This is a genomic window from Inquilinus limosus, assembly GCF_002195995.1.
In the GTDB taxonomy this organism is placed as follows: domain Bacteria; phylum Pseudomonadota; class Alphaproteobacteria; order DSM-16000; family Inquilinaceae; genus Inquilinus; species Inquilinus limosus_C.
In genome coordinates this window covers 24,344-50,797 of sequence record NZ_NHON01000022.1, presented here as the reverse complement: position 1 = coordinate 50,797, position 26,454 = coordinate 24,344, and the positions used below count along the sequence as shown (strand labels likewise).

Below are 26,454 nucleotides of genomic sequence, written 5' to 3'. Positions count from 1 at the left end.
TCGCGGAACAAGCAACGCGTTGTTCTGCGTGCATAAATAGAATTGCACTAGCCTTAATTGCCGTTTGTGTTCATGATACGTTCTATGCATGAGGCAGGCGGCCGAGATCGACATGCGCAGCAAGCGGATGACCGAGCGGCAGCAGGAGAGGGCGTCGCCGGAGTCGCCGGTCGAGTTCGGCCTGATCCAGTCGCGCCTGTCCCGGTCGATCCGGCTGTCGGCCGCGATGGCCGAGCGGATCCGTGCCGACTACCTGATGCGCCGGGGCGAGCGCGAGGCGTCGGGCGAGCAGCAGCGCCGGGAACAGGTCACCGAGACCGTGACCAAGGCGATCGCGACGCCCGCGGATGGCGAGGGTGCCGAATATCTGCGCACGGCGGTGTGGGAGACGCTGGTCGAGGACGAGATCCTGGACGCGCAGCTGGACACGCTGTCGGAGGAGGCGTTCGTGCAGGCGGTGTGCCGCAAGCTCGGCCGCCCGCCGCCCTCGATCCCGCTGCCGCAGAGCTGCCGCGAGGATGCCGAGGACGCTCCGCAGGCGGAGCCCGCCGAGGCGGGCGACCGCGAGATCGTGGCGGAAGCCGCCGAGCCCGCATCTGCCAAGGGCTGGCCTCGCCCGATGGACGAGTCCGTCACCGGACTGCCTCCGCCGGAGCCGTCGAAACCGGACAGCAGTTAATCGCCACGTCGCCTCCCCTCACCGTCATTGCGAGGAGGCGAAGCCGACGAAGCAATCCATCGGTCCGCTCGTGCGGCTGCATGGATTGCTTCGCTGCGCTCGCAATGACGCTGTTTGGAATTTTGAGAAGGTCGGGGTACCGCGTCTGTTCCCAAGATGTCACGCCGAGACCTTCCGCCGATCTCGCGCCCGTCACCGCTTCCGCTTGTTGGACTCCAGGCTCTTGCGCAGGGCGGCCATCAGGTCGATGACCTTGCCGGTCTCCTCGGCCTCGGGCTTCGGCGCCTTCACCGTCCGGCCCTTCTTCTTGCGGGCGATGATCTTCTGCAGCGAGGCCTGGACCCGGTCGGCCAGCAGGTCCTCGCTCCACTGCACCGTCCGTTCCTTGATCACCGACAGGGCCAGCTTCATCGCGTCCTTCGGCGGCGTGGCCGGCTCGATGCCGCCGAAAGCCTCGCCCTCGTCGCGCACCTCGTCGGCCTGGCGCAGGGTCCAGACCACCATGCCCCTGCCGCGCGGCTCGATCATGATCGGCCGCTCGCGCCGGTACAGCACCAGCTTCGACAGCCCGACCATCTTCGTCGCGGCCATCGCCTCGCGGATCACGCTGAACGCCTCCTCGCCCACCGGCTCGCTCGGCGCCAGGAAATGCGGGCGGTCGCGCCAGACCAGACCGACCTCGGCGCGCGGGACGAAGCTCTCGATGTCGATGGTGCGCGTGGTCTCCAGCGCGACGGCGGAGAACTCGTCATCGGTCAGGGTGACGTAGTCGTCCTCGCCGACCGGATAGCCGCGCAGCTGGTCGTCCTCCGCCACCGGCCTGCCGGAGACGCTGTCGACATACTGGCTGACGACGCGATTGCCGGTCGCCTGGTTCAGCGTGTGGAAGCGCACCCGCTCGGCCTGGGTGACGGCCGGAATCATCTCCACCGGGCAGGTCACCAGGCTGAGCTTGAGATAGCCGGACCAGAAGCTGCGGGCCGCCATGGGCTGCCTCCACGACGATGTCTCCTGGCGAAGAAAGCGCCGTGGCCGGCCGGAGGTTCCCCGCCGGCCGGCCCGCCTGCTTACTTGGCGGCAGCCTTGCGGCCGCGGCCCGACTTCGCCGGCGCCGGTGCGGGCTCCGCCGGGCGGCGGGTGCCGAGGCCGATGCTCTTGGCCAGCGAGCTGCGCTGCTTGGCGTAGTTCGGCGCGACCATCGGATAGTCGGCCGGCAGGCCCCAGCGCTCGCGGTATTCGTCCGGGGTCATGTTGTAGGCGGCCTGAAGATGCCGCTTCAGCATCTTCAGCTTCTTGCCGTCCTCGAGGCAGACGATGTAGTCGGGCGTCACCGACTTGCGGACCGGCACCGCCGGCTCCGGCCGGCTCGGCGCCGTGACGGCCGGCTTGCCGAGACCTGTCAGGGCGCCATAGACCTGCTCGATCAGCGCCGGCAGGTCGCTCGGCGCGACGCTGTTGTGCGAGACATGGGCGGCCACGATCTGAACGGTGTGCTTGCGCACCTCATCTGACGAAGTCGGCTTCAAATCATCGGCGATGTCCGCACCCATCAAATCTCTCCTGTGAATGGATTGGACATAGATATCGCATTCCACACACACGTCCAGACTTATCTGAGACAAAACGGTGTCGCCGTTGTTCGAAGACTTCCGCTTCCTTGGCCGGACGGCCGGAGCGGCGGCCGCCATGGTCGAAGCCGGCCCGCAGGCGAGACCGGCAAGGCCGGGCCGCGCCGGCACACGGCACCGCCCGGGGAGCCGGATTGAAGCATTCAGAGCACGAAATCGCCGGCCGCCAGGGTCATGGCGCCGGACAGCTGAATATGGAAGTCGGAGACCTTGTCGCCGTCGATGTCTCCGGCAATGGTGGTGACCCCGCCGCTGACCGCATAGCGCAGCTGGCCGGCGACACCGGAGTACAGCGCGGTGCCGATGAAGATGAAGGCCTGGTCGCCGGCCGCGCCGGCGTTGGCGTCGATCGCCGAGAGGTCGATCCGGTCACCCTGGGCATGGCTGAAATCGGTGATCCGGTCCGCCCCGGCGCCGGCCGGGCTGTCGGCCGCGGCGGCATAGACGAAGCGGTCGGCGCCGGCACCGCCGGTGAGCGTGTCCCGGCCGCCGGCCCCGATGAGCACGTCGTTGCCATTCCAGCCCTGCAGGACATTGGCGCCGCCGTCGCCGGCGAGGCTGTCGTTGCCCTGGCTTCCCGACAGGTTCTCGATGCCCTGCAGATTGTCTCCTTCGGCATCGCCACCGCTGTTGGAAGCGTCGATGGCAAGGCCGACCGAGACCCCGGCCGATGCGGTGTAGTAACTGGCGGCGTCGATGCCGTCGCCGCCGTTCAGCTCGTCTGCTCCCGCCCCGCCGCGGAGCACATCATTGCCGCCATTGCCGTTGAGGAAGTCGGTTTCGGCACTGCCCGTGACGGTGTCGCCGCCGGAGCCGCCATAATATTCGAGGCTCTCGACATTGATCGCGACGAGACCTTTGCTGTCGGTGGCGGATGTACCGGTGAAGGTCAGCGTCACCCCCGCGGTCCCGCCGCTGTCGTCGACCGAGAGCCGATCGTTGCCGATGCCGCCATCCACCCTGTCCACCACCGGAGCGGCCCCGGCCTCGGCGGCCGCGACGATGTTCTCGCCGCCGGCGAACATCCGGTCACGGGGCGCCAGGACATCGTCGCCCGCTCCTCCGGTCAGGATGTCGCTGCCGGCACCGCCGGCGAGGTCGTCATCACCGGCCCCGCCCGTGACGGTGTCGGCGCCGGAGCCGCCGTAATAGCTCAAGGTCTCGACATTGACCGCCGAGATCCCGAGGAGGCCGATGGTCACGCTGGTGCCGATGAGCGCCGCAGTGACGTTCCCATCGCCATCGCGGTTGTCGATGACCAGCCTGTCGGCCCCGGTGCCGCCGTCGACCGAGTCCAGGATGCCGGCCTGGATATAGTCGTCGCCATCGCCGCCGAGCAGGACGTCGCCGGCCCCATCCTCGGTCGACAGGTTGTAAGGCGGGGTGGTGCCCTGGGTGCCGCCGAACAGCTGGTCGCTGCCGGCGCCGCCCTCCAGCCGGTCGGCGCCGGCATCGCCATACTGGATGTCGTCACCGGCCCCGCCGCGCAGGCTGTCGGCGCCGTCGCCGCCGAACAGCCAATCGGTGCCCGCCCCGCCCTCAAGGATGTCGTTGCCGGCCGCATCGAACAGCCGGTCGTTGCCATCGAGACCGGCAAGGACGTCATTGCCGTCGGCGCCGAAGAGATCATTCGCGCCGGAGGAGCCGGTCAGCCGGTCGCCGAGGGCCGAGCCCACGAGGTTCTCGACGTCGCCGGCGATCACGTCGCCTTCGGCATCACCGCCGGATCCCGCACCGCCGATGGCGACCGTCACACCCGCCGCGCTGCCCCAGTAGCTGACCGTGTCGAAGCCGGCGCCGCCGACCAGGAGGTCGGCCCCGGCCCCGCCCCAAAGCGTGTCGTTGCCATCGTCGCCATACAGCACGTCGGCCCCGCCGAGGCCGTAGAGCGTGTCGCTGCCGCCCAGGCCGTGAACCACGTCGTCGCGATCGGAGCCGAGGATCAGGTCGTCTTTGGGCGTACCGGAAAGAATGGTCATGTTGGATCTCCCCGTGAAGGTCCTCCAGACAGCAAGTCTAGGACAAATCATGGTCGTTTCACGGATCGTCGCCCGACGACGTCAGTCGGCGCCGGCCGGCTCCCGCCCGACATGGATCCGGCCCCCCGCCGCCCGGACGATCTGCGCCAGCTCGGCCGGCAGCGGCCGGTCGACCACCAGATCGTCGATCGCGTCGAAGCCGCAGACCCGCTCGACCGCCGAGAGGCCGAACTTGCTGGCATCCGCCACCAGCATCGACCGGTCCGACTGCCGCAGCATGGCGCGCTTCACCGCCGCCTGGCCTGGGCTGACGTCGCAGGGGCCGTTATGGCCCAGCCCGGATGCCCCGATGATGGCGCGGTGGGCGTTGAAGCGGGCCAGGTATTCGATCGTCTCCTCGCCGGTGACCAGCGCCTCCGACCCGTCATAGGCGCCGGGGCAGAGCCGGACCCTGAAGCCGGGATTCGCGGCGGCGACCGCGGCGATGGCGGTCGAGTTGGTGATGACGGTCAGCTCCCGCGCCCGCTGCGCCAGGTGCCGGATCACCTGATAGGTGGTCGACCCGCCGTCGATCATCACCACCGCGCCGTCGGCCACCAGCCCGGCGGCCGCATCGCCGATGAGGCCCCGCTCGGCGACCCGCACATTCTGCCGGATGGCCAGCGATGCCTCGCTGGTCACCGGGCGCAGCGTGGCCCCGCCATAGGTCCGGCTGAGCAGGCCGCTGGCGTTGAGCTCGGCGATGTCGCGCCGGATCGTCTCGCCGGTGACGCCGAGCTGCTCGGCCAGCAGCGAGACCCGGATCGACGCCTGCTCGGCGATCTGCCGCAGGATCAGCTCGTGCCGGTCCTTCTTCTTCGGTTTGCTGAGCCGCACCAGACGACCTCGCGATCAAGACCAGCCGGGCCGGCGCCGCAGGCCGGTCAGGTCCGCAGCGCCACCTCCGCGGCGATCACGACGGGGCTGTTGAGCGGCGTCGCCGTCACCCCGACGGCGGTGCGCGCATGCCGGCCGGTCTCGGGGCCGAACAGGTCCACCAGCAGCTCGGAGGCGGCGGCGACCACGGTGGTGGCGCGGTCGAAGCCCGCCGCGGTCAGCACGAAGCCCTCGAGCCTGAGCCAGGCGGCGACGCGGCCGAGATCCCCGATCTCCCGCTTCAGCGAGCCGAGCACGGCGAGCAGCGCCAGCCGCGCCGACTGCCGCGCCTCGTCCGGCGAGACCTCGATCCCGACCCGGCCGAAGGGGCCGGCGGGGTTGCCGTCCGGCGCCTGCGGGCCGTGGCCGGAGATGTGCACCCGGTCGCCGAAGCGGCGCGCCCAGGCGAAGGGCATCGGCGCGTCCGCCGGCAGCCGGAGCGGCGGCGGCAGGTAGAGCCCGCGGGCCTGGATGCGGCTCTCGACCACCACGCCTCCATGGCGCAGCGGCAGATGCGCCGTGACGGAATGGTCGCCATAGCCGGCAACGCCCGCCCGGCCGGTCAGGGTGGTCATGGTCAACCTCTCGCAGCTTCAGGCCGGCCGATCGCGCCGGCCGGGATCCCGCCTCGCACCAGGACGCTAGCAGCGGCGGAACGAGCGGGCCCCTCCCATTTGGGAGGTTCCACAAAAGATCGTCGGACTCGGACATCGGCGGTTATGCGGCTGCGACGCCATGGCCCGGACCGGCGGTGTCGCCGCCGCTGGAAAGCCGGGTACAATCGAAACGGACTGCCCGAACGAGAGGACCCGACGGATGGCACTGCACCGCCCGGCCCCCTGCCTCCGGCGCATCGCCGGCCTCGCCGCCGCGCTGCTGCTGGCCGGCCTGTCCGCGGCCCGGGCCGAGCCCGCCTTCACCGATCCCTGGCCCGCGGTCGGCGACGCCGCCGGGCGGATCGTGGCGGTGCCGAGCCACAGCCCCTTCGTGCCGTCCGAGATCGGGCCCGACGCCCCGGCCACCCCGGCGCATGTCACCTGGTACCCGCCGGCCGGCGCCGACGCCGCGCACAAGGCCCCGGCCGTGGTGCTGCTGCACGGCGCCGCCAGCGTCGACGACAACCGCGAGCCTCATTACGCCCGGCAACTGGCGGCGATGGGCATCGGCGCCGCGGTGGTCGACGTGTTCGGCGCCCGCCGCGACATCGCCACCAGCTTCACCGACCGGGTGATCCGGATCACCGAGACCATGGCCCTGGCCGACGCCTATGCCACCCTGGCCTGGCTGAAGGCGCGGCCGGAGATCGACGGCGGCCGGGTGGCGGTGTGGGGCTTCTCCTACGGCGCCATGGCCAGCATCGTCGCCACCAACGCCGCCATCGCCGACCGCTTCGCCGCCCTCTACCAGCTGGGCGACACGCGCTTCGCCGCCCATGTCGCCTTCTACGGCCCTTGCATCATCGGCTTCGAGCAGCCGCGCACCACCGGCGCGCCGGTGCTGATGGCCTGGGGCGACCGCGACGCCATCATGGATCCGGCCCGCTGCCAGGTCACCGCGGCGGCGCTGCGCCAGGGCGGGTCGCAGGTGCGGACCATCGTCTACCCCGGTGCCGTGCATCAGTGGGACGGCAGCCGCCCGGGGCCGCGGCCGATCGGCCGCCTGCTGAACGACTGCGACTTCCAGGTCGAGCGCGACCTGACGGTGCGCGACGGCAATCTGGGAATCGCCATGGGCGGCAGCTTCACCCGCAAGCTGATCCTGGCCAACTGCGTCGGCGGCGAACCCTATCTGATCGGCCGCGACGACGCGGTGCGGGCCAGGTCGGACCGCGACGTGGCCGCCTTCCTGTCGGCCGCCTTCGGGCTGGCCCAGCGCAGCTGATCCGATGTCGGCCCTGCACCGGCTGATCACCATGCTGGCGCCGCTGGTGCCGGCGCTGCGCGCCTTGGCGCCGCGGCCGGTGACGGCGGCGGAGCGCCTCGCCGCCTTCCCGACCAGCGGCCTGCCCCTCTCCCGGCCGGTCGACATCCGCTGGAACGGCCACCAGATCCCCTTCATCGAGGCCGAGACCGACGGCGACCTTGCGGTGGCGCTGGGGCTGGTCCACGCCCATCTGCGCGGCGGCCAGATCGCGCTGATGAAGCGGGTGGCGCAGGGCCGGCTGTCGGAGATCGCCGGGCCGGTCGCGCGCGACATCGACCATGCGCTGCGCATCCTCGACTACGGCCACGCCGCCGACACGGTGATCGACCGCATGCCGGCGGACAGCCGGGCCTTCGCCGAGGCCTTCGTCACCGGCGTCAACGCCTATCACGCGCTGGAGCGGGCGCCGCCGCCGGAATTCGCCCTGCTGGGGCTGCGGCACGAGCCCTACACGCTGCGCGACCTGTGGTCGATCGGCCGGCTGGCCGGCAGCGACATCAACTGGGTGGCCTATTTCGGCCTGCTGCGCGAGCGCGGCACGCCCGGCTTCGCCGAGGGCTGGGCCCGCACGCTCAAGGCCGGGGCCAACGCCGTCACCAGCTTCACCACCGACGGCCGGCAGGCGGCGCTGGCCACACTGCTGACGGCGACCGGCCGCACCGGCAGCAATAGTGTCGCCGTGGCCGCCAGTCACAGCGCCACCGGCGGCGCGATGATCGCCAGCGACCCGCATCTGTCGCTGGCGCTGCCCAACCTGTGGCTGGTCGCCGGCATGCGCTCGCCCGGCTACCACATGGCCGGGCTGATGGTGCCGGGCCTGCCCTTCGTCGCCGTCGGCCGCAGCCCGCATCTCGCCTGGGGCGGCACCAACATGCGGGCGGCGTCGAGCGACCTGTACGACGTCAAGGCGCTGCCGGATGCCGAAATCGAGACCCGCGAGACGGTGATCCGCACCCGCTTCTGGCGATCGGCGCGGCGCAAGGTCCGGCGCACCCGATTCGGCCCGATCGTCAGCGACGCCAAGGTGGCGCGCAGCCGGCCGGGCGACACCATCGCCCTGCGCTGGATCGGCCATGAGCCGACCGACGAGGTCACCGCCCTGCTGCGCGCCAGCCGCGCCACCACGCCGGAGGCGTTCCGCGCCGCCTTCGCCGGCTTCGGCGTCTCGGCCCAGAACATGCTGGTGGCCGGGGCGGACGGGCGGATCGGCCAGATCATGGCCGCGACCCTGCCGGTGCGCAGCCGTTTCCCGCCGGCCGACCCGGTGCTGGACGCCGGCGACCCGGAGACGCATTGGCAGGGCCTGGTCGACGCCCCGGCCCTGCCCTGGACCGCCGACCCGCCGGACGGGGTGCTGGCCACCGCCAACAACCGGCCGACCGACACCGCCTTGCCGGTCGGCTTCTTCTTCTCCGCCGACGAACGCGTGCGGCGCCTCTATGCCCTGCTGCGCGCCAAGGACCGGCTGGCGCCCGAGGATCTGGTGGCGCTGCAGGCCGACACCGTGTCGCCGGATTCGGGCGCCCTGGCCCGGCATCTGGCGGACGCGATCCGGGACGCGGGTGTCGGTGCCGAGCACGCCGTCCTCCTCGACCGGCTGGCCGGCTGGGACGGCGACTACGCCGCGGATTCGACCGGCGCCCCGGCCTTCGAGGCGCTGCTGCACCATCTGGTGCCGCGGGTCTACGGCGCCGAGACGATCGACGCCATGCCGCGGCTGATGGCGCAGTGGAACGCCATCACCGCCTTCCTGGCCGACGACCTGGCAGAGCTGGCGCCGGAGCGGCGGCGGCAGGTGCTGGCCGAGGCGGTCGGGCTGGCGGCGATCGACACTGGCCCGATCCCGAGCTGGGGCGAGATGCACCGGATGCGGGTGGCGCATGTACTGGCCAACCTGCCGGTGCTGGGCCGTTTCTTCGTGTTCGGCGATTATCCGACCGGCGGGTCGCGCGAGACGCCGATGAAGACCGCGCACGGCCTGGTGCGCGGCCGGCATAATGCCAGCTACGGCTCGATGGCCCGCCATGTCGCCGACATGTCCGACCCCGATGCCAGCTGGGTCACGCTGTTCGGCGGCCAGGACGGCTGGCTGGGCAGCGAAGGCCTGACCGACCAGATCCCGCTGTGGCGCGAGCGCCGGTCGATCCGCCTGCCGCTGCGGCCGGAAACGGTGGCGCGGGAGTTCCCGACCCTGACCCGCCTGTCGCCGCGATGATCGACTTTACCCCGGCCTTCCGGCTGACGGCGGCGCTGCGGCGCCGGCGGCTGCGGCGGCTGGACCCGGTGGAGAGCCAGCGCCGCACGCTCCTTCACTTGCTGCATCGCGCCGCCGGCACCCGCTTCGGCCGCGACCACGGCTTCGACCGCATCGGCGACGTCGCGGCGTTCCGGGCCGCCGTGCCGCTGCGCCCCTACGAGGAGATGTGGCGCGATTACTGGCAGCCGGCCTTCCCGATCGTCGAGGATGTCTCCTGGCCCGGCCGGATCCCGTTCTTCGCCGTCACCTCCGGCACCACCAGCGGCCGCAGCAAATACATCCCGGTCAGCGACGCAATGCGCCGGTCCAATGTCCGCGGCGGCTTCGACCTGACGGCCTGGCATCTCGGCGCCCGGCCGCAGAGCCACATGTTCGGCGGCCGCAGCCTGATGCTGGGCGGCAGCACCGCCCTGACCGAGGAAGCGCCGGGGGTGTTCAGCGGCGACCTCAGCGGCATCGCCGCCCGCACCCTGCCGCCCTGGGCCCGGCCCTTCGTCTTCCCGGGGCCGGACCTGGCCCTGCTGACCGACTGGGAGGAGAAGCTGGACCGCATCGCCCGCGGGTCGCTGACTCTCCCGATCCGCAGCGTTTCCGGCACCACAAGCTGGCTGCTGATCTTCCTGGAGCGGGTGTGCGCGCTGCGCCGCGCCCGCGGCGATGCGCCGGATCCGCCTTACCCCTCTCTCGACCTGCTGGTGCCGGGCGGCGTCGCGCTGGCGCCCTACCGGCCGCGGCTGGAGCAGGCGATCGCCGGCACCACCGCGGAGATCCGCGAGGTCTATGCCGCCAGCGAAGGCTTCATCGCGGTGCAGGACGGCGGGGTCGGCGACGGGCTGCGGCTGAACCTCGACCACGGGCTGTTCCTGGAGTTCGTGCCGGTGGAGGAGCTTGGGTCGCCCCGGCCGACGCGACACTGGATCGCCGATGCCGAGCCCGGGGTGAGCTACGCCATCGTGCTGACCACCTGCGCCGGCCTGTGGGCCACCGTGCTGGGCGACACGGTGCGCCTGGTCGGCCGCGACCCGCCGCGCATCCTGATCACCGGCCGCACCAGCTACGGCCTGTCGGCCTTCGGCGAGCACCTGATCGCCGAGGAGGTGGAGCGCGCCGTCGCCGATGCCACGGCCGCGATCGGTGCCGACATCGCCGATTTCGCCGTGATCGCGGTGTTCCCGGATGACGCGACGCCGGTCGGCCGGCACCGCTGGTTCGTGGAGTTCGCCGCGCCGCCCGGCCCGGATGCGGCCGCCCGCTTCGCCGCAATGCTCGATGCAAGGCTGTCGGCGCTGAACGACGACTATGCCGCCCACCGCGCCGGCGACACCGGCATGGGCCCGCCGGAGGTGGTGGCCGTGCCGCCGGGCCGTTTCGCCGCCTGGATGAAATCCCGCGGCCGGCTGGGGGGTCAGAACAAGGTGCCGCGGCTGATCGCCGATCCGGGGCTGGCGGCCGAGTTGTCGGCGTTCATGTCCGGCCCCTGAGGCCCCACGAGGGCGCGGACCATCAAGGTCGGATCATCGTTGCGCACGGCGTTCACACGGGTCGAGACCGGGTAGGCCTCGATCGGCAGGTCGGCCGGCGGCGCCAGCAGCGCCCGCAGCTGCGCCGGCGACGACGGCGTCTCGCCCAGCCAGGCCGGCCACTGCTCCGGCGCCAGCATCACCGGCATGCGGTGGTGGATCGGCCGCAGCCGCTCGACCGCGTCGGCGGTGACGATGGTGAAGGTCCGCACCCATTCCTCCGACTGCGGGTCCTTCCAGCCCTCCCACAGCCCGGCGAAGACCATGGGCGTTCCGTCGATCCGGCGGACGAAATGCGGCGTCCGGTCCGGCGCCCATTCGTAGAAGCCGTCGACCGGGACCAGGCAGCGCCGGGCCTGGAAGGCCTTGGCGAAGCTGCGCTTCTGGGCCAGGGTCTCCGACCGGGCGTTGATCAGCTTGGCGCCGCCCTTCAGATCCGCCTCCCAGCTCGGCACCAGGCCCCAGCGCAGCGGGTCGATCGACCGCCGCCCGGCCTTGGGGTTGAACCGGACCACCGCGATGTCCTGGGTCGGCGCCGCGTTGTAGCGCGCCGGGATGTTGGGGACCGGACCTTCGGCGCCGAACACCTCGACCAGCTCCTGCGCCGGCACTTTCTGGACGAAGCGTCCGCACATGGCTCAGGCCGGCACCGGCACGACGTAGGGCCCGAGCAGCAGGAACAACAGCATCGACAGCACCACGAATGTGACCAGCGTCAGGCCGAAATGGGCGCCGCGCTGTTCCTGCGGCACGCGCAGCACCAGGCCGGTGCCTCGATAGAGGATCAACATCGCGTAGCCGATGGCGAGTAACAGAAACAGCACCGCGGCCGGACCCGACAGGAGCAGCTGCACGCCGGGCCCCAGCATCTCGGCGACATACACCGGCGTCATCGCCAGCGCCACTAGGGTGAAGCCCGCGTCGAAGCTGGCAGCGGCGCCGAACATGCCGGCGTAGAATCGGACCACGGCCGCCATGATGAACAGCCCGGCGAGGTTCATTGGCACCCGGACCATCAAAGCCAGGACGAGAAGGCCAGCGCTCGGCCCCACTTCGGTGGCGGAAGCGAGCAGAAGCCATAGCGGCAGCGAGATGATCGAGGTCAGGACCAGCACCGGCAGCGCATGCTCGCGCACCACGATGCGCCAGTTCGGGGCCGGGACCCCATGGGCGGCCAGCGTCGCGTCGGGCTCGAACAGCATGCCGCGCACGCGGCCCACCACAGCGGCGAGATCCAAAACCGTCTCCAACACGTCGTCGCGGTCCTGCAGGACCGTCCCCCTAGAGCAGGGATATGGCCCTGCCCCCGAGGGGCATGCAACCCCACGCCTTGCAAGGCCGGGCCGCGCATGCCATGCCTGCCACCATGAAGCGGCAGATGCGACGGAGCAAGCCCGCGGCCCCCGGGTCGCGGCGCGAGATTGAGCTGGTGATCGAACGCCTGGGCGGCGGCGGCGACGGTATCGGCACGGTCGACGACCAGCGCGTCTACGTGCCCTTCGCCGCGCCGGGCGACCGGGTGCGCGCCCGGCTGGGCCGGCCGGACGGCCAGGCCTATCGCGGCGAGTTCATCGAGCTGGTGCAGCCCGGCTCGAATCACCGCGAGCCGCCCTGCCCGCATTTCGGCCCCTGCGGCGGCTGCCAGGTGCAGCATCTGGCCGCGCCGGTCTACACCGAGTGGAAACAGGGCCTGCTAGCCGGCGCCCTGGCCCGCAACGGCTTCGAGATCGAGGTCGGCGCCCTGGTCGAGACCCCGCCGCGCAGCCGCCGCCGCGCCAGCCTGGCGGCGCGGCACGGCCGGTTGGGCGTGTTCCTGGGCTTCAACGAGGCCGGGTCCAGCCGCATCGTCGACCTGACCGACTGCGTGGTGCTGCGGCCGGAGATCACGGCCCTGCTGCCGCCGCTGCGCGCGGTGCTGGCCCGGATCCTGCCGGAGAATGGCGGCGCCGACGTCGCCGTCACCCTGCTGGATGACGGCATCGACCTGGTGATCGTGGCCGAGGCAGGGCTGGACCTGGCACGGCGGGAGGCCCTGGCCGAATTCGCCGCGGCGCAGGACCTGGCGCGGCTGTCCTGGCGCGGCGCCGACGGCTTCACCGACCCGGTGGCGCATCGCCGGGCCGGGGTGGTGCATTTCGACGAGGTGCCGGTGGCGGTGCCGCCCGGCGGCTTCCTGCAGGCCAGCGCCGAGGGCGAGGCCGCGCTGACCCGGCTGGTGCGCGACGGCGTCGGCCAGGCGAAGCGGATCGCCGACCTGTTCTGCGGCGCCGGCACCTTCGCCCTGCCCATGGCGCGCGGCGCCCAGGTCACTGCGATCGACGGTGAGGCCGCTTCGGTCGAGGCGCTGGCATCGGCCGCCCGGCGCGGCGGCCGGGGCGAGCGGATCACGGCGCAGCGCCGCGACCTGTTCCGCCAGCCGCTGACGGCGGCGGAACTGCGCGGCTTCGACGCCGTGGTGTTCGACCCGCCGCGGGCCGGCGCCCGCGACCAAGCCGAGGCGCTGGCGGCCTCCACCGTGCCGGTGGTGGTCGCCGTCTCCTGCAACCCGTCGAGCCTGGCGCGCGACGCCCGGACCCTGGTCGATGGCGGCTACCGGCTGGAACGGGCGACCCCGGTCGACCAGTTCCTGTGGACGCCGCATCTGGAGGCGGTGGCGGTGTTCCGCCGATAAGAGCTGAGGGGACCTTCCCTTCGTTGTCATTGCCGGGCCTGACCCGGCAATCCAGAGAGCGTCGAGACCTTCTGGATGCCCGGGTCAAGCCCGGGCATGACACTGGGGGAAGGAGACGCGGTGAGCGGCTCAGCCGATCAGGCTGCGCAGCGGCACCAGCGGCCGTGGGCCGACATGGCTGATCACCTCGGCGGCGGCGACGCTGCCGATCCGACCGCTCTCGGCCAGGCCCAGGCCGCGGGTGAAGCCGTAGAGGAAGCCGGAGGCGTAGAGGTCGCCGGCGCCGGTGGTGTCGACCAGCTGGGCCAGCGCCGCCGCCTCGACCAGGACGGTCTCGCCGTCGGTCACGATCACCGAGCCCTTCTCGCTGCGGGTGATCGCCGCGACCTCGCAGCGGCCGCGCACCGCGGCGACGGCAGCGTCGAAATCGTCGACCTGGTACAGCGCCTTGATCTCCGCCTCATTGGCGAAGAGCAGGTCGACATGGCTGTCGATCAGCCCGAGGAAGCTGTCGCGGTGCCGCTCGACGCAGAAGCTGTCCGACAGGGTCAGCGACACCTTGCGGCCGGCGGCATGCGCCACCTGGGCGGCCTTGATGAAGGCCTCCTTCGCCGTCGGCCGGTCCCACAGATAGCCTTCGAGATAGGTCACCTGGGAGCCGGAGATCACCGCCTCGTCGACATCGTCGGGCGTCAGCTCGACGCAGGCGCCGAGATAGGTGTTCATCGTCCGCTGCGCGTCCGGCGTGACGATGATCAGGCTGCGCGCGGTGGGCGGCGTGCCCGGCACCGCGGGGTCGAGCGGCTTCGAATCGAAGTCGACGCCGACGGCGCGGATGTCGTGGCGATAGACGGCGCCGAGCTGGTCGCCCGTCACCTTGCCGATGAAGGCGGCCTTGCCGCCCAGCGAGGCCAGCCCCGCCGCGGTGTTGCCGGCGGAGCCGCCCGAGGCCTCGAGCCCCGGCCCCATGGCGGCGTAGAGCGCCTCGGCCCGCTCCGCGTCGATCAGCGTCATCGCCCCCTTCACCAGGCCGTGCGTGGTGATGAAGGCTTCGTCGTTCTTGGTGATGACATCGACGATGGCGTTGCCGATGCATGTGGCGTCGTAGCGGGCGCTCATGGGTCTCGCTGGTTGTGCGGCCAAGGATGCGACCCGCAAGGGGTCCCCGACCCTCTAGGCTGCGGCCGCCGCCGAGTCAACCGGGGCCGGGTCCCGGGCCGGTGCCGTGGGATGGGGCAGGTCGTAGCGCTCGGCGATCCGGTCGATCCACAGCCCGGGCGTGCCGTGCGGCCGCTCATGCGGAGCGAAGGGGGTGAGAACGGCGTCCAGCCGGGCCATCGCCGCCGTCACCTGCTCCGCCTCCGCCGGGGTCAGGGACGGCTTGCCGCCCTCCTCCGTCAGGGCGCGGATGCGGCTGCGCTCGACCAGCTTGGTCACCAGGTGACGGCCGTCGAAGCGGCGCAGGCAGACGGCATAGGCGCCGCCGAGCCAGTTCTCCTCCCAGATCTCGTCCAGCGCCTTGGCGAAGGCCGCCTCGTCGATCGTGCCGGCGGCGTCGAACAGCTCGGTCCAGCCGAAGCGGCGGCCTTCGGAGGCGAGCAGGGCGTGACGGAAATCGGCGGCGAACGCCTGCCGGAACTGCGCCGCCAACTCCGGCAGCGGCAGGGTCGCTTCCGCGGCGCGGCGGGCCCAGGGCGCCACGGCGCCGCCGAACCATTCCTCCGGCTGCGCCAGCGCCTCGCTGCGGATGGCGCTGCGCACGGTCAGGGACGGGTCGAGGACATAGGTCGGCCCCGGCAGGCAGCGGGCGGCGATCAGCGCGCGCAGCCGCTCCCCGGTCAGCCCGGCGGCCTGCGCCAGGGCGGCCGGCGTCAGGCAGCGGCGGCGCATATAGTCGAGAATGGCGAAGGTATCGGTCATGGTCGGCCTCCTGTGTCGGTCGCCCCACTCCACATCCGCGGCCGGCCCTTGACCAGCGAAGACAAATCGATCACCATCGAAGTATGAAGGAAGGCCTTGATCTTGCGAGCTTATCGTCGCTGATCGGCGATCCCAGCCGGGCGTTGATCTTGTCTGCCTTGTTCGGCGGGGAGGCGCTGCCGGCGGGCGAGCTGGCGTTCCGCGCGCGGGTCACGCCGCAGACCGCGTCGAGCCACCTGGCCAAGCTGGCGGAGGCCGGGCTGGTCACCGTCCGGCGGCTGGGCCGGCACCGCTACTACGCCCTGGCGGGGGCGGAGATCGGGGCGCTGCTGGAGACGATGCTGACCCTGGCCTCGCCGCCGCCCGCCATCGCGGCCTCGCGCTCGAAGGTGCCGGCGCCGCTGCGCGACGGGCGCATGTGCTACGACCACCTCGCCGGCCGGCTCGGCGTCGCGGTCACCAACGCGCTGGTGGCGCGGGGCGTGCTGCAGGCCGACGACCACGGCTTCGCCCTGTCCGACGCCGCGCCCGGCTGGCTCGCCGCCCTCGACATCGATGTCGACCGGCTGCGCCAGGGCCGCCGCGCCGTCACCCGCCAGTGCCAGGACTGGAGCGAAAGGCGGCCGCATCTGGCCGGCGCGCTGGGCGCCGCCATCGCCGACCGGTTCCTGGAGCAGGGCTGGATCCGGCGCGACCGCGACAGCCGCGCCGTGGCCCTGACCGCGGATGGCCGCGCCGCCCTGGCCCGGATCTTCGGGCCGGAGGTGCTGGACCAGGCGACCGCCGCCTGACGCCCCTCGCCGTCATTGCGAGGAGGCGAAGCCGACGAAGCAATCCAGGGGCCACAGCGAGCGGCCCTGGATTGCTTCGCTGCGCTCGCAATGACGATACTGGTGTTCCGCGAGGGAAGACGTCACGGCGGAGGAGATCGATGTCGGCGGCCACGGACCGTTTCACCGGCGGATGCGGCTGCGGCGCCGTGCGCTACACGGCGTCCGGCGCGCCGCGCTGGGCGGCCGCCTGCCATTGCCGCGACTGCCGCCGGGCCACCGGCGCGCCCTATTCCGCCTATGCCGGCTTCGAGCGCGCGCAGGTGGCCTGGAGCGGCGAGGCGCCGCGCCGCTTCGCCTCCTCCCCCGGCGTCGAGCGCCTGTTCTGCGGCCGCTGCGGCACGCCGCTGGCCTATGAGGGCGCCCACTGGCCGGACGAGGTGCATCTGCTGGCGACGACGCTGGACGATCCCGGCGCCCTGCCGCCGCGCGGCCATGTCTATGTCGGCGAAAAGCTGCCCTGGCTGCGCTTGGCCGACGGCCTGCCGCGCTATCGCACCACCGCCGGCGAGGGCGGGCCGCTGACCGACGAAGAATAGGCGCCGCCCTTGCGCCGCCGGCCCCGCCGCCCCAGGTGAACGGCCGCGACATCAACCGCCGAGCCCCGATGCCGACCGCCTTCCGCCTCGCCCTGCAGCAGATGACGTCCGACCCGGCGATCCGCCGCGTGCTGTGGGTCAGCTTCGCCGCCACCATCTTCCTGGTGCTGACCCTGCCGGCGCTGGCCGGCTGGGGCCTGTCCTTCGTGCAGATCGCCAACTGGTCCTGGGTCGACACCACCATCGACGTGCTGGGCGGCGTCGCCGTGCTGGCGCTGGGCATCCTGCTGTTCCCCGCCATCGTCGGCGCCGTGGCCGGCCTGTTCCTCGACGACGTCGCCGAGGCGGTCGAGGCCCGGCACTATCCCACCCTGCCGCCGCCGCGACGGCAGCGGATCGGCGAGATGATCTGGGGCGGCATCCGCTTCTTCCTGCTGCTGGCGGCGGTCAATCTGGTCGCGGTCGGCATCGTGCTGATCGTGCCCGGCGTCAACATCCTGGTGTTCTGGCTGGTCAACGGCTACCTGCTGGGCCGGGAGTATTTCGAGCTGGTGGCCGCGCGCCATGTCGAGCCGGCGGCGGCGCGGGCGCTGTGGCGCGAGCGCCAGGGCCGCTTCATCGTCGCCGGGCTCGTCCTGGCCGCGATCCTGCTGGTGCCGGTGGTCAACCTGGTGGTGCCGGTGCTGGGCGCCGCCTTCATGACCCATGTGTTTCACCGCACCATCGGCGGGCTCGTCCCGGCGGGGCGGGCTGCCGGATAATTCATTTGACCGAAATGCGGCTGAGTTGCTCCTGTCCGGGAACGGGGCTGGCCGCCGCGGGTTGATCGGCGGATACGCATCCAGCTACAGTCCCGGCCCCATCGTTTTGATGGGACATCGACTCCGGAACCACAACAAGCAGGGGGACACCCGCGTGTTTCGTCGACGCAACCCCGCTGGCGGAGGATCGGATGGCGGCAACGAGCGGCCAGGCTATTCCCCCGCCACGGACACGTCCGTAGTTCGGCCCACAGCCCCGATCGCGCCTCAAGGAGAGCCCATGTCGTCCACCGCCAAGCCGGCCACCGGCTACAAGACCGATCTGCCGCGCCGGATCGACCTGCCCGGGACCGGCGCCGCCGGTGCCGTGCGCCGGCCGGACTCCTCGGCGGCGGCGCCCGGCGGCCGCGAGTCGCCGCGCAAGCTGATCGTCGGCAGCGAGATCTCGCTGGCCGGCGAGATCACCGCCTGCGACCACCTGGTGGTCGAGGGCCGGATCGAAGCCAAGATCAAGGACTGCCAGACCATCGAGATCGCCGAGCAGGGCGTCTTCAAGGGCTCGGCGGAGATCAGCGACGGCGACATCGCCGGCCGGTTCGAGGGCGACCTGTCGGTCTCCGGCCTGCTGCGCCTGCGCGCCAGCGGCGTCGTCACCGGCACGATCAAGTATGGCGAGCTGCAGGTCGAGACCGGCGGCAAGCTGATCGGCACGCTGCAGCCGCTGGGCGGCGACACGGCCGCCACGGCCCCGGCCGCCGCGGCGGCGCCGCAGCCCGCGCCGACGCCGCTGTTCGACGACAAGGCCGAGGCCGGCAGCGGGGCCTGATTCCGCACGCCGAACCAGCGGATCCGTGACTGCGAACGGCCGGGGCGACCCGGCCGTTTCGCTGTCCGGCAGACGACTCGGGAGACCGGCCCATCGCTCCGCCGGGACAACCCGACCGGAGCCCGACGGCATATTCATAAGCCCGAAAAGAAAAAGGGCCGCAGCGAACTGCGGCCCGAGTTTAGGGAGGAAACGCCCAAGAAGTGCGTTACGACAGCAGCGAACTGCATGTCGCAATGCACAATTTAGGGTCTTCGCCGGACAAATCAAGGGGAAAATGAATTCCTCTTGCAGAACAGCCACTTAGAACCCATTCGTGCCTAAGATATGTGCATTTAGCACTTCTTTTGTGCTGCAGCGCACAAGTCAACGCCGAGTTCGGCCCGGCGCGGCGCCCCGACTCGCGGCCGGCGACTCGACGCTTCAGGCTTGCCCCCGGCCGCCGCATGAGGGAAGCATGGCCATCCCGACACAGTTGGCCCGCCATGTCTGAGCCCCTCGCCCTCATCGCCGATCTCGGCGGCACCAACGCCCGCTTCGCCCTGGCCGACGCCAAGGGCACGCGCGACACCAAGATCCTGCATGGGGCGGACTACCCGACCCTGGCCGACGCCGCCCATGCCTATCTCGGCATGGTCAAGCCGGCGGCACCGCCCAGGCAGGCGGCGATCGACGTGGCCAGCCCGGTCACCGGCGACCAGGTGACCCTGACCAACGCCGCCTGGTCCTTCTCGATCTCGGCCCTGAAGCAGGATCTGGGGCTGGACCGGCTGGAGGTGATCAACGACTTCACCGCCGTCGCCCTGGCGGTGCCGTATCTGGCGGAGGGCGACCGCACCCCGATCGGCAGCGGCACGCCGGTGGCGAATGCGCCGATCGGCGTGCTCGGCCCCGGCACCGGCCTCGGCGTCTCCGGCCTGGTGCCCAGCGGCGCGCGCTGGTCCGCCCTGGCCGGCGAGGGCGGGCACGTCACCATGGCGGCGGCGACCGAGCGCGAGGCCGCGGTGCTGGACCGGCTGCGCCATCGCCACCAGCACGTCTCGGCCGAGCGGGTGCTGTCCGGCATGGGGCTGGTCAATCTCTACGAGACGCTGGCGCAGTTGGACGGGATCGACCCGGTGCAGCGCGACGCGGCCGCCGTCAGCGATGGCGCCAAGACCGGCGATCCGCATTGCGCCGAGGCGGTATCGACCTTCGCCTCGATGCTCGGCACCGTCGCCGGCAACCTGGCGCTGACGCTGGGGTCGCGCGGCGGCGTCTACATCGCCGGCGGCATCGTGCCGAAGATGGGCGACCTGTTCGACGACGCGCTGTTCCGCCAGCGCTTCGAGGCCAAGGGCCGGATGCGCAGCTTCGTCGTCGGCATCCCGACCTATCTCGTCACCCACCCGCTGCCGGCCTTCCTCGGATTGCGTTCGGTGCTCCACCTGACCTGAGGGACGGCCCGCAAATGCTACTGGCGTGGCCGTCTGATGGCGGTTTCTCCGCTTCCGGTGCTCACGGACTCAAACGTCCGCTGCGCGCCGGTTCTCGAAACCACCACCAGCCGACTCACCCCAGCGCATTTCCGAACCGTCCTGCATTCCGGAGGCCCATGTGACGCTCGATCTCGACCGGCTGCGCGCCGACACGCCGGGCTGCGCCCGGGTGCTGCATCTCGACAATGCCGGCTCGGCCCTGCCGCCCGCCCCGGTGCTGGACGCCATGCTGCACCATCTGCGGCGGGAGGCGGAGATCGGCGGCTATGCCGCCGCGGCCGAGGCCGAGCCGCTTCTGGAGGGCGCCTATGCCTCGATCGCCCGGCTGATCGGCGCGCGGCCCGACGAGATCGCGATGATGGAGAACGCCACCCGGGCCTGGGACATGGTGTTCTACGGCCTGCCGTTCCGGCCCGGCGACCGGATCCTGACCGCCAAGGCCGAATACGCGTCCAACACCATCTCCTACCTGCAGGTGGCGCAGCGCACCGGCGCGGTGGTCGAGGTCGTGCCCGACGATGCCGCCGGCCAGCTCGACGTCGCGGCGCTGGAGCGGGCGGTGACGGCCACCGACCGCGGCCCGGCACGGCTGATCGCGGTCAGCCACATCCCGACCAATGGCGGGCTGGTGAATCCGGCAGCGGCGATCGGGAAGATCGCACGCGCGCATAGCATTCCCTATCTGCTCGACGCCTGCCAGTCGGTCGGCCAGATGCCGGTCGATGTCGAGGCGATCGGCTGCGACATGCTGTCGGCCACCGCCCGCAAGTTCCTGCGCGGGCCGCGCGCGGTCGGCTTCCTCTATGTCCGGCGGTCGATGCTGGACCGGATCGACCCGCCCTTCCTCGACCTCTACGCGGCGGAGATGGTGGCGCCCGACCGCTATGTGGTGCGCCCGGATGCCCGCCGCTTCGAGAATTTCGAGCGCAACTTCGTGGGCATCGTCGGCATGGGCGCCGCGGTGGACTACGCCCTGACCCTCGGCCTCGACGCCATCCGCGACCGCGCCCGAGGCCTGGCGAACCGGCTGCGCGACGGCCTGTCGGCCCTGCCCGGCGTCACCGTGCGCGACAAGGGCGCCGAGCGGTCGGCCATCGTCAGCTTCACCAAGGCGGACGAGCCGGCCGAGGCGCTGCACCAGCGGCTGCGCGCAGCCGGCATCAACACCAGCGTCACCCGCCGCCGCTCGACCATGTTCGACATGACCGACCGCGGCCTGGACGCGATGCTGCGGGCCTCGCCGCACTACTATAACAGCGAAGCCGAGATCGACCGCTTCCTGGCGGCGGTCGGCGGCCGCGAGGGGTAGCCCACCCCCCAGGAATCGGGGATTTCGTTCCTGCGCCCCGGCCGCGCATCCTGCCAGCCGATCCGGGTGCGGCCCGGCGATTGCATCCATCGCGACCATGGCAGGCACCGACAAGGACTATCGGCAGACCGTCGTCACCATCGCCGGCACCGGGGCGATGCTGGCGGCGCGCCTGTGCAACTTCGAGACCGCCAAGTCCTATCTGCTGCGCGAGCATATGGACTTCCTGGACAGCCGGGTGCGGCCGCTGCTGCGCAGCATGCAGGGGCCCTGGGTCGACATCATCGGCTATGCCAGCCATCGCGGCGGCGAGGGCTACAATCAGCGGCTGTCGGAGCAGCGCTGCCAGAGGGTCCGGGACTATCTCGACGCCCTGGACGACGTGAACTTCCAGATCGTCCGCGGACTCGGCGAGACCCAGAGCGGCAGCGACGGCGAGGCGGACAATTACGGCTGGTGGCGGGCCGTGGGCATCTATGTCTACGCCACCAGGCCGCCGCGCGCGCCGGCCGATGACGGGCGGTCGACCGAGTTCAAGATCCGCGTTCTGGGCGGCGCCTCGGCCTCGAACTACGCCCAGGCCGACGACTACACCTTCGAGATCGTCGACACCAAGCACGATGTCGGGGCGACGTTCCTCTATTACGGCTTCGGCGGCTCCATTCCGCTTCCGGAACAGATCCCGACCATCCCGTTCTCCCAGGTCCAGGCCGGTCCGTTCACGCCGTTCAGGACCACCGCGCCTGTCTACCTGTCGGATTTCGACGGGGCCGCGGAGCTTTACCAGGACCCCGGCATCGCCGGCGGGTGGGTTTCGGTGGGCGGCACCTACCGGTTGGTGATCGAGAGCACGAGCCTCTACAAGGCCGGCGTCTCCGTCCGCCCGTCGATCATCCCGATCTCCGGCGGCTTCGGGCTGGCCACGCCATCGGCGGGGTCCGCCAGCTTCGGCCTGCTGAAGATGCGGGCGCCGGGATCGCCCTGACGGGGGGCGGCCGGGCGGCGCGGCTTCATTCGCCCAGCAGGTGCAGCACCACCTCGCGCCGGTGCGGCCGGCGGCGGTGCTCGAACAGATAGATCCCCTGCCAGGTGCCGAGCACCGGCCGGCCCGACGCGACCGGGATCGACAGCTGCACCTGGGTCAGCGCGGTGCGGAGATGGGCCGGCATGTCGTCCGGCCCCTCGGCATCATGGATGTAGCCGTCGCCCTCGGGCGCGATCCGCTCGAAATAGGCCTCCAGGTCGGCCCGGACATCGGGGTCGGCATTCTCCTGGATCAGCAGCGAGGCCGAGGTGTGCCGGCAGAACACGGTCAGCAGGCCGGTGCGGATCCCCCGGGCTTCGACCCAGGGCACGATCTGCGGCGTGATCTCGACCAGCCCCTTGCCGCGGGTGGTGACCTGGAGGGTGTGGAGGAATTGCTGCATCACCTGCCCTCGAATAGATCCGCGATTGTCTCGTCTTTCGCCCCTACATCCGGGATGACGATCTGCCCTTCGTAGCCGCCGGGCCGGCGTCGCTCGACGACATAGGCTATGAGTTCGACCCATGGCGTGCCGTCGCGCTCGATGACCACACGCTCACCGGCCCGCACCTGTTGTGCCAGGGCCGGTAGCTTGGATTTTGCCTCGCGTATACTGACCCGGATCATTTGGTCCTCTGGCACTTTCTAGATTCGTCATGGCGAGGAGCGAAGCGACGTGGCCATCCAGGGATCGACGCCACTGGATGGCCACGCCCCTTTGGGGCTCGCCATGACAGCTCCGTACTTCATTCGACGTGCAGAACACTTCGAACGGCTGTCGACTGCAAGCCGAACCGCAGTGCCTTCCCGATCCCCGGCCGATCGGCGAGAATGAGCGCATGGGCGAGCCGATCGACGACTTCTATCCGCAGGTGCCGGTGTTCGAGGGCTTCGCCCGTCTGACCGACGCCACGCTGTACCGGCCGCTGCCGGAGGACTGGGTGATCGGCCTGTCGGACGTCGTCGCCTCCACCGCCGCGATCCGGGCCGGCCAGTACAAGAGCGTCAACGTCGCCGGCGCGGCGCTGATCGCCGCCGTGTCCAACGCGCTGGGCCAGCGGGACTATCCCTTCGCCTTCGGCGGCGACGGCGCCAGCTTCGCCCTGCCGCCGGCGGATGCCGAGACCGCCCGCACCGCCCTGGCCGCCACCGCCGCCTGGGTGCGCGACGAGCTGGGCCTGACCCTGCGCGTGGCCCTGGTGCCGATGTCGGCGATCCGCACCGCCGGCTGGGATGTGCGCATCGCCCGCTACGCCCCGTCGCCGGACGTGACCTATGCCATGTTCATGGGCGGCGGCCTGGCCTGGGCCGGGCAGGAGCTGAAGGCCGGCGCCTTCGCGGTCGAGCCGGCGCCGCCCGGCACCCGGCCCGACCTGTCCGGCCTGTTCTGCCGCTGGCAGGAATTCCCGGCCCGGCACGGCGTGGTGCTGTCGCTGATCGCCACCCCGGCCGTGGCCGAGAGCGAGGCCCCGTTCCAGGAGTTGGTCGGCGACATCCTGCGCATGACCGGGCGGGAGAGCGAGGCGCAGCATCCCCTGGCCGACCTGCGCAGCGGCATGGGCTGGCCGCCGCCGGGCCTGGATGCGGAGGCGCGGGCATCGCGCCGGTCCGGCCAGTCGCTGCTGTCGCGCAAGCTGCTGGTGGGGCTGAAGAGCCTGACATCCTGGGCGATCCTGCGCTTCCGCATCCCGATCGGCCCGTTCCGGCCCGACCGCTATCTGGGCGAGCTGGTGGCCAATGCCGATTTCCGCAAATACGACGACGGGCTGCGGATGACGCTGGACTGCACCCCGGCGCTGGCGGACCGGCTGGAGGCGCGGCTGCTGGCGGCCGAGCAGGCCGGCATCGCCCGCTTCGGACTGCACCGGCAGGAGGCGGCGATCGTCACCTGCTACACCCCTTCGGCGATGCGCAGCGACCATGTTCATTTCGTCGACGGCGCCGCCGGAGGCTACGCCGCCGCCGCGGCCCGGCTGAAGCCGTCGTGACGCCCAGCGCCGGCAACCTGTTCCACGCCCTGCGGCCGGACGCGGCGGAGGAGCAGGTGTCGACCCTGCTGGAGGAGGCGGGCTTCGTGCTGGAGCGCATCGTCTCCACCGGCCAGGCCAGCCCGTCGGGCTTCTGGTACGACCAGGAGCGGGCGGAATGGGTGGTGCTGCTGCGCGGCTCCGCCGGCCTCGCATTCGAGGGCGAGGCGGAACCCCGCACCCTGCGTCCCGGCGACTGGGTGCACATCCCGGCCCATGCCCGCCACCGCGTCGCCTGGACCGACCCGGACGAACCGACCGTGTGGCTGGCGCTGCATCATGGGTGATCCGGCCTGATACTACTGGCCGTTGAGATCGACTCTTCAGTCTCTTTTCCCGTCATGGCAAGGAGCGAAGCGACGTGGCCATCCAGGGGCCGGTGCGAGCGGCCCTGGATGGCCACGCCCCTGCGGGGCTCGCCATGACGGGAAAAGAATGACGGAATCCGGCCAAGAACTTCAGGCCGCGATCAGCTCGAACCGATCCACGTCAACGAGGCCTCGGTCGGTTATCTTCAGATGCGGGATCACCGGCAGCGGCAGGAAGGCGAGTTGGATGAAGGGCTCCGGCAGCGGGCAGCCCATCGCCTTGACCGCCCGGCGCAGCGATCGCAGGTCGTCCGCCACCCGCTCGAAGGGCTGCAGGCTCATCAGCCCGGCCAGGGGCAGGGCGATCTCGCCGGCCACCTGGCCGTTGCGGACGGCGACGAAGCCGCCCTGCAGCTCGATCAGCCGGTTCACCGCCGCGGCCATGTCGGCGTCGTTGTCGCCGACCACGCAGATGTTGTGGCTGTCATGCCCGACCGAGGAGGCCAGCGCGCCGTCGCGGAAGCCGAAGCCCCGCACGAAGGCACGGCCGATGTTGCGGTTCACCCCGTGCCGGGCGAGGACGCAGATCTTGAGGATGTCCTGCTCCGGATCCGGGTGGCGGCAGCCGTCACGCCAGGGCAGCGTCGCGGTCAGCGCCTCGGTGATGATCTTGCCCGGGATCAGCCCGATCACCGGGCCGGTCGGGCCCGTGGTCGGGGCGCGGAAATCCTCCGCCGCCACCGGGTCGAGCCTGACCGAGCCGAGGCCGACCGGGGCCGGCGCGGCGCGGCCGTCGAAGATCGCCGGCCCGACCACGCGCCCGGCGCTGATTACCTGCGACACGGCGCAGTCTTCCAGGTCGTCGAGCAGCACCAGGTCGGCGCGGCGGCCGGGCGCGACCAGGCCGCGGTCGCGCAGGCCGAAACCCTGGGCGGCGGACCAGGTGGCGGCGCGATAGACATGGGCCACCGGCGCGCCACGGCGGATCGCCGACCGGATCAGGTGGTCGAGATGCCCTTCCTCGGCGATGTCCAGCGGGTTGCGGTCGTCGGTGCACAGGCCGAGCAGCGGCGAGGTCTCGGCCGAGATGATCGGCGCCAAAGCGTGCACATCCTTGCTGACCGACCCGTCGCGGATCAGGATCTGCATGCCCTTGCGCAGCTTCTCCAGCGCTTCCTCCGGCTCCGTCGTCTCGTGGCAGTTGCGGATGCCGCAGGCGAGATAGGCGTTCAGCGGCTTGCCTGTCAGCAGCGGCGAATGGCCGTCGATATGGCCGTCCTGGAAGGCGGCCAGCTTCTCCAGCACCGCCTCGTCCTTGGCCAGCAGGCCGGGGAAGTTCATGAACTCGGCCAGGCCGATCACCTTGGGGTGACCGCGGTGCCGCACCAGCTCGGCGGCGTCGAGCCGCGCCCCGGCGGTCTCGAGCTCCGTCGCCGGCACGCAGGAGGAGAGCTGGACCCGCAGATCCATCGCGGTGCCGAGGGCGCCGTCGAGGAAATAGCTCAAGCCCGCCTCGCCCAGCACGTTGCAGATCTCGTGCGGGTCGCAGACCGCGGTGGTGGTGCCGCGCGGCAGCACGCAGCGGTCGAACTCCGCCGGCGTGACCAGGGTCGATTCGCAATGCACATGGGTGTCGATGAGGCCGGGCACCACGACCTTGCCGCGGCCGTCGATCTCGACCGCCCCGCTGTAATCGTCGCAGGTGCCGACGATGCGGTCGCCGCAGACCGCCACGTCGCCGTCCAGCAGCGCGCCGCTGATCACGTCGAGGGTGCGGGCGCCCTTGATCACCAGATCGGCGGGCGCGCGGCCCAGCGCCTGGTCGATTCGCGTCCTCAATTCCGCTGTGCCGCTCATGCC

General features: G+C 71.5%; 26 protein-coding genes. 14 read left to right on the top strand and 12 right to left on the bottom strand.

Annotated features, from left to right (window positions below):
* The first annotated feature begins 88 nt into the window (after positions 1-88).
* Entirely contained in the window at positions 89-679 is a 591-nt protein-coding gene (locus BWR60_RS13915) for a hypothetical protein (protein WP_088151627.1), read from the top strand.
* Positions 680-871: 192 nt separating this feature from the next.
* On the opposite strand, the gene BWR60_RS13910 is transcribed toward BWR60_RS13915, so the two are convergent.
* The 5 genes from BWR60_RS13910 to BWR60_RS13890 form a co-directional block, all read right to left on the bottom strand.
* Positions 872-1,666 carry a Ku protein gene (locus BWR60_RS13910; RefSeq protein ID WP_088151626.1) on the bottom strand — a complete coding sequence of 265 codons (795 nt, stop codon included), beginning with the start codon at positions 1,664-1,666 and terminating at the stop codon, positions 872-874.
* An 80-nt stretch (positions 1,667-1,746) separates the two neighbouring features.
* On the bottom strand, positions 1,747-2,229 hold the full coding sequence (locus BWR60_RS13905) for a MucR family transcriptional regulator (protein ID WP_088151625.1): 483 nt from the start codon (positions 2,227-2,229) through the stop codon (positions 1,747-1,749).
* Positions 2,230-2,450: 221 nt separating this feature from the next.
* A complete protein-coding gene (locus BWR60_RS13900; protein WP_179221762.1) occupies positions 2,451-4,286 on the bottom strand; it encodes a calcium-binding protein in 1,836 nt (611 codons plus the stop codon).
* A gap of 81 nt (positions 4,287-4,367) precedes the next feature.
* The gene (locus tag BWR60_RS13895) at positions 4,368-5,162 is read right to left on the bottom strand and encodes a DeoR/GlpR family DNA-binding transcription regulator (protein WP_088151623.1); all 795 of its coding nucleotides are present in this window, start codon (positions 5,160-5,162) and stop codon (positions 4,368-4,370) included.
* Positions 5,163-5,209: 47 nt separating this feature from the next.
* Positions 5,210-5,776 (bottom strand): RidA family protein, encoded by a 567-nt coding sequence (locus tag BWR60_RS13890; RefSeq protein WP_218823486.1) that lies wholly within the window; start codon positions 5,774-5,776, stop codon positions 5,210-5,212.
* Between the two features lie 241 nt (positions 5,777-6,017).
* Between BWR60_RS13890 and BWR60_RS13885 the strand changes: the two genes are divergently transcribed.
* Genes BWR60_RS13885 through BWR60_RS13875 form a run of 3 tightly spaced genes read left to right on the top strand, consistent with a single transcriptional unit; the run spans position 6,018 to position 10,862 of the window.
* Positions 6,018-7,082: a dienelactone hydrolase family protein gene (locus BWR60_RS13885; protein ID WP_088151622.1), complete on the top strand. Its 1,065-nt coding sequence runs from the start codon at positions 6,018-6,020 to the stop codon at positions 7,080-7,082.
* 4 nt (positions 7,083-7,086) lie between these two features.
* Positions 7,087-9,339 carry a penicillin acylase family protein gene (locus BWR60_RS13880; RefSeq protein ID WP_088151621.1) on the top strand — a complete coding sequence of 751 codons (2,253 nt, stop codon included), beginning with the start codon at positions 7,087-7,089 and terminating at the stop codon, positions 9,337-9,339.
* Positions 9,336-10,862 carry a GH3 family domain-containing protein gene (locus BWR60_RS13875; RefSeq protein WP_088151620.1) on the top strand — a complete coding sequence of 509 codons (1,527 nt, stop codon included), beginning with the start codon at positions 9,336-9,338 and terminating at the stop codon, positions 10,860-10,862. Before BWR60_RS13880 ends, BWR60_RS13875 begins: the two co-directional genes overlap by 4 nt.
* On the opposite strand, the gene BWR60_RS13870 is transcribed toward BWR60_RS13875, so the two are convergent.
* Both BWR60_RS13870 and BWR60_RS13865 read right to left on the bottom strand, forming a co-directional pair.
* Positions 10,787-11,536 carry an SOS response-associated peptidase gene (locus tag BWR60_RS13870; protein ID WP_088151619.1) on the bottom strand — a complete coding sequence of 250 codons (750 nt, stop codon included), beginning with the start codon at positions 11,534-11,536 and terminating at the stop codon, positions 10,787-10,789. The genes BWR60_RS13875 and BWR60_RS13870 overlap by 76 nt on opposite strands.
* A 3-nt stretch (positions 11,537-11,539) precedes the next feature.
* Positions 11,540-12,154, bottom strand: coding sequence for a YIP1 family protein (locus BWR60_RS13865; protein WP_144445619.1), 615 nt, complete (start codon positions 12,152-12,154; stop codon positions 11,540-11,542).
* A gap of 176 nt (positions 12,155-12,330) precedes the next feature.
* Here BWR60_RS13865 and BWR60_RS13860 point away from each other — a divergent pair, with 176 nt between their 5' ends.
* The gene (locus BWR60_RS13860; RefSeq protein ID WP_230983049.1) at positions 12,331-13,572 is read left to right on the top strand and encodes a class I SAM-dependent RNA methyltransferase; all 1,242 of its coding nucleotides are present in this window, start codon (positions 12,331-12,333) and stop codon (positions 13,570-13,572) included.
* A gap of 129 nt (positions 13,573-13,701) precedes the next feature.
* Here the strand turns inward: BWR60_RS13860 and BWR60_RS13855 are convergent, their stop codons facing one another.
* Positions 13,702-14,691, bottom strand: a complete 990-nt coding sequence (locus tag BWR60_RS13855; protein WP_088151616.1) for an adenosine kinase — start codon at positions 14,689-14,691, stop codon at positions 13,702-13,704.
* Positions 14,692-14,745: 54 nt separating this feature from the next.
* A complete protein-coding gene (locus tag BWR60_RS13850) occupies positions 14,746-15,492 on the bottom strand; it encodes a DUF6058 family natural product biosynthesis protein (RefSeq protein ID WP_088151615.1) in 747 nt (248 codons plus the stop codon).
* A gap of 83 nt (positions 15,493-15,575) precedes the next feature.
* On the opposite strand from BWR60_RS13850, the gene BWR60_RS13845 reads away from it, so the two are divergent.
* The 7 genes from BWR60_RS13845 to BWR60_RS13815 all read left to right on the top strand — a co-directional run bounded on the left by BWR60_RS13845 (position 15,576) and on the right by BWR60_RS13815 (position 22,220).
* Positions 15,576-16,283, top strand: coding sequence for an ArsR/SmtB family transcription factor (locus tag BWR60_RS13845; RefSeq protein ID WP_088151614.1), 708 nt, complete (start codon positions 15,576-15,578; stop codon positions 16,281-16,283).
* Positions 16,284-16,423: 140 nt separating this feature from the next.
* On the top strand, positions 16,424-16,861 hold the full coding sequence (locus BWR60_RS13840) for a GFA family protein (protein WP_088151613.1): 438 nt from the start codon (positions 16,424-16,426) through the stop codon (positions 16,859-16,861).
* 68 nt (positions 16,862-16,929) lie between these two features.
* Positions 16,930-17,622, top strand: a complete 693-nt coding sequence (locus BWR60_RS13835; RefSeq protein ID WP_088151612.1) for an EI24 domain-containing protein — start codon at positions 16,930-16,932, stop codon at positions 17,620-17,622.
* Between the two features lie 280 nt (positions 17,623-17,902).
* A complete protein-coding gene (locus BWR60_RS37040) occupies positions 17,903-18,448 on the top strand; it encodes a bactofilin family protein (RefSeq protein ID WP_179221761.1) in 546 nt (181 codons plus the stop codon).
* A 485-nt stretch (positions 18,449-18,933) separates the two neighbouring features.
* Entirely contained in the window at positions 18,934-19,884 is a 951-nt protein-coding gene (gene glk, locus BWR60_RS13825; RefSeq protein ID WP_088151610.1) for a glucokinase, read from the top strand.
* Between the two features lie 160 nt (positions 19,885-20,044).
* Entirely contained in the window at positions 20,045-21,235 is a 1,191-nt protein-coding gene (locus BWR60_RS13820) for an aminotransferase class V-fold PLP-dependent enzyme (RefSeq protein WP_088151609.1), read from the top strand.
* A 97-nt stretch (positions 21,236-21,332) separates the two neighbouring features.
* Positions 21,333-22,220 carry an OmpA family protein gene (locus tag BWR60_RS13815; RefSeq protein ID WP_088151608.1) on the top strand — a complete coding sequence of 296 codons (888 nt, stop codon included), beginning with the start codon at positions 21,333-21,335 and terminating at the stop codon, positions 22,218-22,220.
* A gap of 25 nt (positions 22,221-22,245) precedes the next feature.
* Here the strand turns inward: BWR60_RS13815 and BWR60_RS13810 are convergent, their stop codons facing one another.
* Positions 22,246-22,662 (bottom strand): secondary thiamine-phosphate synthase enzyme YjbQ, encoded by a 417-nt coding sequence (locus BWR60_RS13810; protein ID WP_088151607.1) that lies wholly within the window; start codon positions 22,660-22,662, stop codon positions 22,246-22,248.
* Positions 22,662-22,886 carry a type II toxin-antitoxin system Phd/YefM family antitoxin gene (locus BWR60_RS13805; protein ID WP_088151606.1) on the bottom strand — a complete coding sequence of 75 codons (225 nt, stop codon included), beginning with the start codon at positions 22,884-22,886 and terminating at the stop codon, positions 22,662-22,664. The genes BWR60_RS13810 and BWR60_RS13805 overlap by 1 nt, the downstream gene beginning before the upstream one ends.
* A 212-nt stretch (positions 22,887-23,098) precedes the next feature.
* On the opposite strand from BWR60_RS13805, the gene BWR60_RS13800 reads away from it, so the two are divergent.
* Together BWR60_RS13800 and BWR60_RS13795 are read left to right on the top strand one after the other, a co-directional pair.
* Positions 23,099-24,247, top strand: coding sequence for a DUF3095 domain-containing protein (locus BWR60_RS13800; protein WP_088151605.1), 1,149 nt, complete (start codon positions 23,099-23,101; stop codon positions 24,245-24,247).
* On the top strand, positions 24,244-24,573 hold the full coding sequence (locus BWR60_RS13795) for a cupin domain-containing protein (RefSeq protein ID WP_088151604.1): 330 nt from the start codon (positions 24,244-24,246) through the stop codon (positions 24,571-24,573). The genes BWR60_RS13800 and BWR60_RS13795 overlap by 4 nt, the downstream gene beginning before the upstream one ends.
* A 171-nt stretch (positions 24,574-24,744) precedes the next feature.
* Here BWR60_RS13795 and ade read toward each other — a convergent pair whose 3' ends face one another.
* Positions 24,745-26,451, bottom strand: coding sequence for an adenine deaminase (gene ade, locus BWR60_RS13790; protein WP_088151603.1), 1,707 nt, complete (start codon positions 26,449-26,451; stop codon positions 24,745-24,747).
* Positions 26,452-26,454: the final 3 nt, after the last annotated feature.

Coding starts and splice junctions, on each gene's coding strand:
- BWR60_RS13855 (WP_088151616.1), bottom strand. CDS start 14,691: ATGAGCGCCCGCTACGACGCCACATGCATCGGCAACGCCATCGTCGAT.
- BWR60_RS13880 (WP_088151621.1), top strand. CDS start 7,087: ATGTCGGCCCTGCACCGGCTGATCACCATGCTGGCGCCGCTGGTGCCG.
- BWR60_RS13800 (WP_088151605.1), top strand. CDS start 23,099: ATGGGCGAGCCGATCGACGACTTCTATCCGCAGGTGCCGGTGTTCGAG.
- BWR60_RS13875 (WP_088151620.1), top strand. CDS start 9,336: ATGATCGACTTTACCCCGGCCTTCCGGCTGACGGCGGCGCTGCGGCGC.
- BWR60_RS13815 (WP_088151608.1), top strand. CDS start 21,333: ATGGCAGGCACCGACAAGGACTATCGGCAGACCGTCGTCACCATCGCC.
- BWR60_RS13845 (WP_088151614.1), top strand. CDS start 15,576: ATGAAGGAAGGCCTTGATCTTGCGAGCTTATCGTCGCTGATCGGCGAT.
- glk (WP_088151610.1), top strand. CDS start 18,934: ATGTCTGAGCCCCTCGCCCTCATCGCCGATCTCGGCGGCACCAACGCC.
- BWR60_RS13910 (WP_088151626.1), bottom strand. CDS start 1,666: ATGGCGGCCCGCAGCTTCTGGTCCGGCTATCTCAAGCTCAGCCTGGTG.
- BWR60_RS13840 (WP_088151613.1), top strand. CDS start 16,424: ATGTCGGCGGCCACGGACCGTTTCACCGGCGGATGCGGCTGCGGCGCC.
- BWR60_RS13805 (WP_088151606.1), bottom strand. CDS start 22,886: ATGATCCGGGTCAGTATACGCGAGGCAAAATCCAAGCTACCGGCCCTG.
- BWR60_RS13900 (WP_179221762.1), bottom strand. CDS start 4,286: ATGACCATTCTTTCCGGTACGCCCAAAGACGACCTGATCCTCGGCTCC.
- BWR60_RS13870 (WP_088151619.1), bottom strand. CDS start 11,536: ATGTGCGGACGCTTCGTCCAGAAAGTGCCGGCGCAGGAGCTGGTCGAG.
- BWR60_RS13915 (WP_088151627.1), top strand. CDS start 89: ATGAGGCAGGCGGCCGAGATCGACATGCGCAGCAAGCGGATGACCGAG.
- BWR60_RS13835 (WP_088151612.1), top strand. CDS start 16,930: ATGCCGACCGCCTTCCGCCTCGCCCTGCAGCAGATGACGTCCGACCCG.
- ade (WP_088151603.1), bottom strand. CDS start 26,451: ATGAGCGGCACAGCGGAATTGAGGACGCGAATCGACCAGGCGCTGGGC.
- BWR60_RS13905 (WP_088151625.1), bottom strand. CDS start 2,229: ATGGGTGCGGACATCGCCGATGATTTGAAGCCGACTTCGTCAGATGAG.
- BWR60_RS13885 (WP_088151622.1), top strand. CDS start 6,018: ATGGCACTGCACCGCCCGGCCCCCTGCCTCCGGCGCATCGCCGGCCTC.
- BWR60_RS13890 (WP_218823486.1), bottom strand. CDS start 5,776: ATGACCACCCTGACCGGCCGGGCGGGCGTTGCCGGCTATGGCGACCAT.
- BWR60_RS13850 (WP_088151615.1), bottom strand. CDS start 15,492: ATGACCGATACCTTCGCCATTCTCGACTATATGCGCCGCCGCTGCCTG.
- BWR60_RS37040 (WP_179221761.1), top strand. CDS start 17,903: ATGTCGTCCACCGCCAAGCCGGCCACCGGCTACAAGACCGATCTGCCG.
- BWR60_RS13810 (WP_088151607.1), bottom strand. CDS start 22,662: ATGCAGCAATTCCTCCACACCCTCCAGGTCACCACCCGCGGCAAGGGG.